9 protein-coding genes are annotated in these 7,160 nt (G+C 63.7%); 5 read left to right on the top strand and 4 right to left on the bottom strand.

Features of this window, described 5'->3' with window-relative positions; translation table 11 throughout:
- Positions 1–14 precede the first annotated feature (14 nt).
- Together AC2FL1_RS18740 and AC2FL1_RS18745 are read left to right on the top strand one after the other, a co-directional pair.
- Positions 15–947 (top strand): glycosyltransferase family 2 protein, encoded by a 933-nt coding sequence (locus AC2FL1_RS18740; RefSeq protein ID WP_496877925.1) that lies wholly within the window; start codon positions 15–17, stop codon positions 945–947.
- Between the two features lie 190 nt (positions 948–1,137).
- Positions 1,138–2,517, top strand: a complete 1,380-nt coding sequence (locus tag AC2FL1_RS18745) for a DEAD/DEAH box helicase (protein ID WP_496830430.1) — start codon at positions 1,138–1,140, stop codon at positions 2,515–2,517.
- 227 nt (positions 2,518–2,744) lie between these two features.
- On the opposite strand, the gene AC2FL1_RS18750 is transcribed toward AC2FL1_RS18745, so the two are convergent.
- From AC2FL1_RS18750 to AC2FL1_RS18760, 3 genes are read right to left on the bottom strand one after another with little or no spacing between them, the layout of a single operon-like run.
- A complete protein-coding gene (locus AC2FL1_RS18750) occupies positions 2,745–3,647 on the bottom strand; it encodes an EamA family transporter (RefSeq protein WP_496830428.1) in 903 nt (300 codons plus the stop codon).
- A gap of 20 nt (positions 3,648–3,667) precedes the next feature.
- On the bottom strand, positions 3,668–4,570 hold the full coding sequence (locus AC2FL1_RS18755; RefSeq protein WP_496877926.1) for a fatty acid desaturase: 903 nt from the start codon (positions 4,568–4,570) through the stop codon (positions 3,668–3,670).
- Positions 4,563–4,766, bottom strand: coding sequence for a DUF2061 domain-containing protein (locus AC2FL1_RS18760; RefSeq protein ID WP_234137913.1), 204 nt, complete (start codon positions 4,764–4,766; stop codon positions 4,563–4,565). Before AC2FL1_RS18760 ends, AC2FL1_RS18755 begins: the two co-directional genes overlap by 8 nt.
- A gap of 104 nt (positions 4,767–4,870) precedes the next feature.
- On the opposite strand from AC2FL1_RS18760, the gene AC2FL1_RS18765 reads away from it, so the two are divergent.
- The 3 genes from AC2FL1_RS18765 (at position 4,871) to AC2FL1_RS18775 (ending at position 6,642) form a co-directional block, all read left to right on the top strand.
- Positions 4,871–5,734: a helix-turn-helix domain-containing protein gene (locus AC2FL1_RS18765; RefSeq protein WP_496877927.1), complete on the top strand. Its 864-nt coding sequence runs from the start codon at positions 4,871–4,873 to the stop codon at positions 5,732–5,734.
- Between the two features lie 85 nt (positions 5,735–5,819).
- Positions 5,820–6,002: a hypothetical protein gene (locus tag AC2FL1_RS18770; RefSeq protein WP_234144922.1), complete on the top strand. Its 183-nt coding sequence runs from the start codon at positions 5,820–5,822 to the stop codon at positions 6,000–6,002.
- Positions 6,003–6,075: 73 nt separating this feature from the next.
- Positions 6,076–6,642, top strand: a complete 567-nt coding sequence (locus tag AC2FL1_RS18775) for a hemerythrin domain-containing protein (RefSeq protein ID WP_496877928.1) — start codon at positions 6,076–6,078, stop codon at positions 6,640–6,642.
- A 149-nt stretch (positions 6,643–6,791) separates the two neighbouring features.
- On the opposite strand, the gene AC2FL1_RS18780 is transcribed toward AC2FL1_RS18775, so the two are convergent.
- On the bottom strand, positions 6,792–7,160 hold a 369-nt coding region (locus AC2FL1_RS18780), incomplete at its 5' end, for an SDR family oxidoreductase (RefSeq protein WP_496877929.1).

A 7,160-nucleotide genomic window follows, 5' to 3' on the forward strand; every position in this document is an offset into this window, starting at 1 on the left:
TCACCAATAGCCTCATGAACACATTACCGACCTGGGGCGTGGTGGCCACCGTCAAGGCGCCCGAACGCGAGATCCTGCGCTTTGCCGCCTGGCACCTGGAACTGGGCGCGCATCGGCTGTTCCTTTATCTCGACGATCCCGACCCGGCGGTCTTTGCGCGGCTGAAGGCACATCCGCGTATCCGGGTCTTTGCCTGCGACGAGAGCTACTGGCAGCGGCGCAAAATGACCCGCCCGGTGAAACATCAGGCCCGCCAGACGATGAATGCCCGCCACGCCTATAACCGGGCCGACGTCGACTGGCTGGCCCATGTCGATGTGGATGAATTCATCTGGTCCGAAACGCCGATTGCGACGATCCTGTCGGGCCTACCCGCCGACACGCTCTGCGCCCGGATGCGCCCGATCGAGGCGCTGGCGGGCGAGGATGCGCTCTACAAGGCGTTCATCCCCGGCGGCCCGGCCCGAGACGGTATCGTGCGCCGCCTCTACCCGACCTTTGGCGCCTTTGTAAAAGGTGGCTTCATGAGCCATGTGGCTGGCAAGGTGTTTGCGCGCACTGGCATGGAAAAGGTCGATTTCCGCATCCACAACATCTTTCGCAACAAGGAAATGAACCCGCACCAGGTGGAGTTGGACACGGTCGACCTCTGCCACCGGCACGGCGCCGACTGGGATCACTGGATCGCCGCCTATCGCTATCGCATCGCCAAAGGCTCGTATCGCCCCGACCTGGCCCCCAATGTCCCGCGCGAGGCGGGCGGACTGAGCATGCACGAGCTGCTGAGCGGTATCGAGGAAGAGGAAGGTGAAGCCGGTTTGCGCGCCTTCTTCGACGAGTTGAACGCAACCACCCCCGAAGGCCGGGAGCGGTTGCGGGCCGAGGGGATGCTCAAGCACCGCCCGATCGACCTTGATGCGGCGCGGCTCAAACAGTTTCCACTTTGACGGCAACCTGTTTCCGAAATAGAAACAAAGACGCTCTAAGCCGGTGCTGCATGCGCAACATTTGACGCTGGCCGGGCTTTTTGATATGCCCCGCCCAGCCGTTACGCGAAAGACGCGCAATCAGGTCGCACGGACCCGGCGATACGACAGACGTGCGGGCCCGAATAGTGTCCGCAAACATCGGACACCCATGACAAAATTTTCTGAACTGAATCTCAATCCCAAAGTACTCAAGGCCATCGACGAGGCCGGCTATGAAACGCCGACTCCGATCCAGGCAGGCGCCATCCCGCCCGCGCTCGAAGGCCGCGACGTTCTGGGCATCGCCCAGACCGGCACCGGCAAGACCGCCAGTTTCACCCTGCCGATGATCACCCTGCTGGCCCGCGGCCGCGCCCGCGCGCGGATGCCGCGCAGCCTGGTGCTCTGCCCGACGCGGGAACTGGCCGCGCAGGTGGCCGAAAACTTCGACACCTATACCAAGCATCTGAAACTGACCAAGGCGCTTTTGATCGGTGGTGTCAGCTTCAAGGAGCAGGATGCGCTGATCGACCGGGGCGTCGACGTACTGATCGCCACCCCGGGCCGGCTGCTGGATCATTTCGAGCGCGGCAAGCTCTTGCTGACCGGCGTGCAGATCATGGTGGTGGACGAGGCCGACAGGATGCTCGACATGGGGTTCATCCCCGATATCGAACGGATCTTCAGCCTGACCCCCTTTACCCGGCAGACGCTGTTCTTCTCGGCCACCATGGCGCCCGAGATCGAGCGGATCACCAACACGTTCCTCAGTGCGCCCGCACGGATCGAAGTGGCCCGCCAGGCCACCGCGTCGGAGACCATCGAACAGGGTGTGGTGCTGTTCAAGGGCTCGCGCCGAGACCGCGAAGCGAGCGAAAAACGCGCCGTTCTGCGGGCGCTGATCGACGCCGAGGGCGAGAAATGCACCAACGCGATCATCTTCTGCAACCGCAAGACGGATGTGGATATCGTCGCGAAATCGCTGCAAAAATACGGCTATGATGCGGCGCCGATCCATGGCGACCTGGATCAGAGCCAGCGCACCCGGACGCTGGACGGCTTCCGAGAGGGCAAACTGCGCCTGCTGGTGGCCTCGGACGTGGCCGCACGCGGGCTGGATGTGCCCTCGGTGAGCCACGTGTTCAACTTCGACGTCCCCGGCCACCCCGAGGATTACGTGCACCGGATCGGCCGCACCGGCCGGGCGGGTCGCGACGGCAAGGCGATCACGCTCTGCATCCCGCGTGACGAAAAGGCGCTCGATGCCATCGAGAAGCTGATCCAGAAGGAGATCCCGCGTCTCGAGAACCCGGCCAAAACGGCGGAAAAGCCCGAAGCCAAACCCCGGCGCGAGGAAAAACCCACGAAGGCCGAAAAACCGAGACGCAGCGAGACCGACAAGCCCGAAGCCGACAAGCGTGAGCCGCGCAGCCGAAAGGGCGACGACCGCCGCGACCGCAAGGAAGACCGCGGCGCCAAGGTGGTCGGCATGGGGGACCATTTGCCCAGCTTCATCGCGCTCAGTTTCGAGGAGCGGCGCGCCAGCTAAGCGGGCACAAGGGGGCGCTGCCCCCGTCCTGCGGACTCCCCCGGAGTATTTTTGGCGAAATGAAGAGGCTGAGACAGATCAGGCTTCTTTCTGGTCAGAAATACTCCGGAGCGCGAGGCAGCGCCTCGCAAAAAATAGCGCCGCGCGGCACGCGCGGCCCGGCCCAACGCCGGACGGGGCTCTCGCAGAGAGCACCAGGCCAGGGGCGGGAGCGCCCCGCGCTTGGGTCAGATCGCCAGCACCAATACCAGGATCGACAGGCCCAACAGGCCGATACCCGCTATCTCGCGCCCAGTGATCTTTTCCCGGAAAAACAGGGTCGAGGCCATCAGGCTGAAGATCAGCTCCACCTGCCCCAGCGCCTTGACATAGGCCGCGTTCTGAAGCGTGAAGGCGAGAAACCAGCAGAACGACCCGCCCAGGCTGGTGAGCCCGACAAAGGCGCCGGTGTTCCGCGTGGCCCAGACCGCCGCCAGCTGCGCCCGGTCGCGCCACCAGAGCCAGAGCGCCATCGACACCAGTTGGAACGACACCACCGCCGCCAGTGTCACCAATGCCCGGAACCAGGGCGTGAGATCGCCCAGTTCCAGCGAGGCGGCCCGGTAGCTGACCGCCGAAAAGGCAAAGAGTACACCCGAGCCCAGCCCCAGTTGCGAGGCACGGTTGGTCAGATGCCGCCACCAGGCACCGCTGCCGCCGGGGGTCTTCGACAACAGCAGCACCGCCGCCAGCCCCAACAGGATCGCGCCAAGCGCACCGATGGACACGCCCTCGCCCAGGATGACAAAGCCGACTATCGCGGTCTGGATCACCTCGGTCTTCTTGAAGGTGATGCCGACGGCAAAGTTGCGTTGCTTGAACAGTGCCACCACGCAGATGGTGGCGAGGATCTGGGCGGTGCCGCCTATGGCGACGAAAAGCCAGAACCGCGCCCCCAGCACCGGCAGGTCAAAACCGCCTGCGGTAGTGGCAATCAGCAGCCCCGCCAGCGCCAGCGGCGCGGAATAAAGGAAGCGGGCAAAGGTGGCGCCGGAGGCCGACAGTTTCACCGTCGCCAGCGATTTTTGCAGCATGAACCGCACGGTCTGAAACAGCGCGGCGGCGAGGGTGACGGGGATCCAGAGGCTCATGCGCCTCTTGTGGCCTCAAATCAGGGCTTTGGCCAGAGCGGATGCGGCACCGGATCCTTGGCGCGCCAGAAATAGCGGCGGAACACCTCGCCATAGGAACGATAGCTGTAGCCCTCGTTGCAATTGAGATACCGTTCCTTGCCCTCCCGGTAGAGCGCGGGCAGCGCATACCAGGGTGCGCCCGGATTCATGTGATGGACCACGTGGAAGTTGTTGTTGAGAAACAGGAACGCCAACAGTCCCCGATCCTCGATCACCACGGTGCGCGCGCGCGATTTCTCATGTGCACGATGTTCCAGAAAGGTGCGGATCTTGAGCAGGCCCAGCCCGATATAGGCCGAAAGCGCAAAGGCCCAGACCGGCATCGGTGACAGGGTCACAAACCAGAGCACCACCGCCATGCCGGGCAGATGCAGCGCCCAGGCCAAGAGGATGGCGCGGTCGCCGCGCAGCGCGCCGCGCGCCTCGTCGCGCAGGAAACAGGCGGTGCCGATAAGCGGCCCCAGCACTATGCGCCCCGCCAGCGTGTTGTTGAGCGCATAGAGGCGCCGCTGCCAGCCCGGCAGGCGCGACCAGATTGCGGGGTCGAGGTAGTTGCTCTCGGGGTCGTCATAGGGGTCGGTCAGGTTGGCGTCCATGTGATGGGCCAGGTGCAGGTCGCGGAACCGGTTATAGGGGATGCACAGCGTCAGCGGCAGCGCCATCAGCGCCTCGTTCATCCAGCGATAGCGGAACGGGTGGCCATGCAACGCCTCATGCGTCAGCGAGGAATGCAGCGCCGCGACCAGCCCCATCGCGGGGATGGCGAGCCAGAGCGACAGACCTGCCAGGCCGAAGATCACCAGCAGCCAGGCGCCATAACAGGCGAGGATCAGCGCAAAAGTGCCCCATTCGGCGCGTTCGGGCAGGCGCGGCTCAGACATGGCGGCCCCAGCGGATGCCGGCCCAGACGCGCTCGTAGACCAGGTAGAGGGTGAAACCCAGTGCCGTGTTCACCAGTGCCAGTGTACCGCCCAACGCCACCGAACCGGTCGCCACCAGCCCCACCAGCGTCATGGTGACCAGCCCCAGCAGGTTCCAGACCACTGCCTTGACCACCGATCTCTGCCGCGTGTCCATATGTCCTCCATTGTCACGTTCACGAATTTGTTATCCGGCGGCGCGCATCGTGAGAATTCTGAATATGATTAACAAAACTCATCGAATGTGATATTTATCAACACATGTTGGATAGAATGGACAAACGAGATCGCGCCGCCCAGTTCCGCCAGCGCCTGATCCGCGCGATGGAACTCCGCCAGATCACGCAAAGCGCATTGGCTCGCGATGTGGGGGTGGACCGGTCCACGATTTCTCAACTGCTGACCGATAGCGGCGCGCGGCTGCCCAATGGGCATGTGGTGGGCGCCTGTGCCTCGGCGCTTGGGGTATCTACGGATTGGCTGCTGGGTTTGTCGGACCGACCGGAAAGCGCGGCCGAACTGCTGGCCAGTTCGCTGACCATGACCGAGGCGCCGCGCGCGCTGGTTGACGAGCGCATCTATGAATGGCACCGCGAGGCGGCAGGCTACAAGATCCGTTATGTGCCCGCCGCCCTGCCCGACATGCTCAAGACCCGCGCGGTGCTGGAATGGGAATATGCACCGCATTTGGGCCGCACGGCGGATCAAGCCATCGGAGCATCAGAGGACCGGCTGGCCTGGATGCGCAGCGCGCAATCGGATTACGAGATCGCAATGCCCCTGTTCGAGCTGGAGAGCTTTGCCCAAGGCGCGGGCTATTACCGAGGCCTCGACCCGGCGGTGCGGCGAGAGCAGATCGACCATTTGCTGGCGCTTTGCGAACAGCTTTATCCCCGGCTGCGCATCTATCTCTACGATGCCAAGCGGCTTTACTCGGCGCCGATGACGATATTCGGCCCTCTGCTTTGCGTGTTCTACGCGGGCAGCCATTACATGGCCTTTCGCGATCGCGACCGTATCGAGGTCTTTACACGCCAGTTCGACACGCTGGTCCGCGAGGCGGTTCTGACCGCGCGCGACCTGCCAGCCCATCTGCGCCGGCTCAGGGCGGCGATTCCCGGCTGAACCGCAGGCGTGTCCTGCCCAAGTCCGGGTTTTGTGCTATACTGACCGTCCGAGGCAATCGTAACCGCTTATGGAGGAGCCCCGAATGGACACCATCCAGACCGCAGAATATGCCCGTGCGCTCTATGCCGCGCATGGCGACAAGGCCGAGGCCGAAGCAGCTCAGAAAGAGCAGCACTGCAAAGCCCTGGGCAATCAGGACGAGGCGCAGAGCTGGCAGGCGGTACGCCGTGCGATCCGCCAGATGCGCGGCGCCAACCAGAGCTAGAGCCAGATTATTTCTCGGTCGCGAATCCGTCGAAAGGCTATCGACTTTCGGCAGATGGTCTATATCGACCTGCATGAGCAGTTTTCATTTCGATAACAGGACAGGCCTTCCCGAGGCGCTGCGGGTGCTGATTGAAGCGCATCCGCGCGAAAGCTGGAAGGCCGATCCCAACTTTCACGGTCTGGTCAGTTTCTGGCTGGAGCGCCATATGATGTTCCGCCAGCTCATGGCGCATATGCATGCCGAGACACGGGTGTTCCTGAATGCCGAGCGGGACGCTGCGCGGTTCGCGCAGGGCATCGCGCGTTATGGCGGCATGTTCGTGAACCAGTTGCACGGGCATCACCAGATCGAGGATCAGCACTACTTTCCCCTGCTCAGGACCAAGGACCGCCGCATCGAGGCGGGGTTCGACCTGCTGGATGCGGACCACCATGCGCTGGACGGCCTGCTGAGCCGGTTTGTCGAACAGGCCAACGGGGCGATCCAGGCGGCCAATGGCCCTGACGCCCGCACCAGCGCCGGGGCGCTGCTGACAGGCTTGGGTGATCTGGAGCGGATGATCGGCCGCCATTTGGAGGATGAAGAGGACCTGATCGTGCCGATCATCCTGAAACACGGCGCCGACACTCTGGGATAGCCATGGGAACTGCGGTTTGGGACCAACATGTGGTCCTTGTACCCGATGGCCTCTCCGCAAGGCGCGACGGTCGCACGATTTCAAAGAAATCGTGTCTACAAGGTTTGTACCAAACCTTGTCCCCGCGCGGTTGCGCGGGTGCGCCCCGGTCAGACCTTGGGGTCGGGGTTCACCGTATGACCATCGACCGCAATCACCTGCCCCGACACCAGCCGCGCCGCGTCGGATCCCAGAAACACCGCCATGTTGGCGATATCCGCCGCCTCGACAAACCGGCCCATCGAGGTGCCCGAGGCGTAACCCGCATAGACCTGGTCGCGGGTCATGCCTTTGGCCACGGCTTCGCGCGCCAGCACGTGCTCCATCCGCGGGCCTTCGACCGAACCGGGACAGATCACGTTGCAGCGGATCCCGTGCGGGCCAAGCTCCATCGCTAATGTCTTGGCCAGCCCGATCACCCCCCATTTCGCCGCCGCATAAGGCGAACGGTGCGGATAACCGTACTGCCCGGCGGTCGA

It is taken from the genome of Ruegeria sp. YKSF070, from assembly GCF_059612725.1.

Bases quoted from the DNA above. Each gene is read 5' to 3' on its own strand.
- AC2FL1_RS18740 (WP_496877925.1), top strand. From the start codon at position 15: ATGAACACATTACCGACCTGGGGCGTGGTGGCCACCGTCAAGGCGCCC.
- AC2FL1_RS18745 (WP_496830430.1), top strand. From the start codon at position 1,138: ATGACAAAATTTTCTGAACTGAATCTCAATCCCAAAGTACTCAAGGCC.
- AC2FL1_RS18750 (WP_496830428.1), bottom strand. From the start codon at position 3,647: ATGAGCCTCTGGATCCCCGTCACCCTCGCCGCCGCGCTGTTTCAGACC.
- AC2FL1_RS18755 (WP_496877926.1), bottom strand. From the start codon at position 4,570: ATGTCTGAGCCGCGCCTGCCCGAACGCGCCGAATGGGGCACTTTTGCG.
- AC2FL1_RS18760 (WP_234137913.1), bottom strand. From the start codon at position 4,766: ATGGACACGCGGCAGAGATCGGTGGTCAAGGCAGTGGTCTGGAACCTG.
- AC2FL1_RS18765 (WP_496877927.1), top strand. From the start codon at position 4,871: ATGTTGGATAGAATGGACAAACGAGATCGCGCCGCCCAGTTCCGCCAG.
- AC2FL1_RS18770 (WP_234144922.1), top strand. From the start codon at position 5,820: ATGGACACCATCCAGACCGCAGAATATGCCCGTGCGCTCTATGCCGCG.
- AC2FL1_RS18775 (WP_496877928.1), top strand. From the start codon at position 6,076: ATGAGCAGTTTTCATTTCGATAACAGGACAGGCCTTCCCGAGGCGCTG.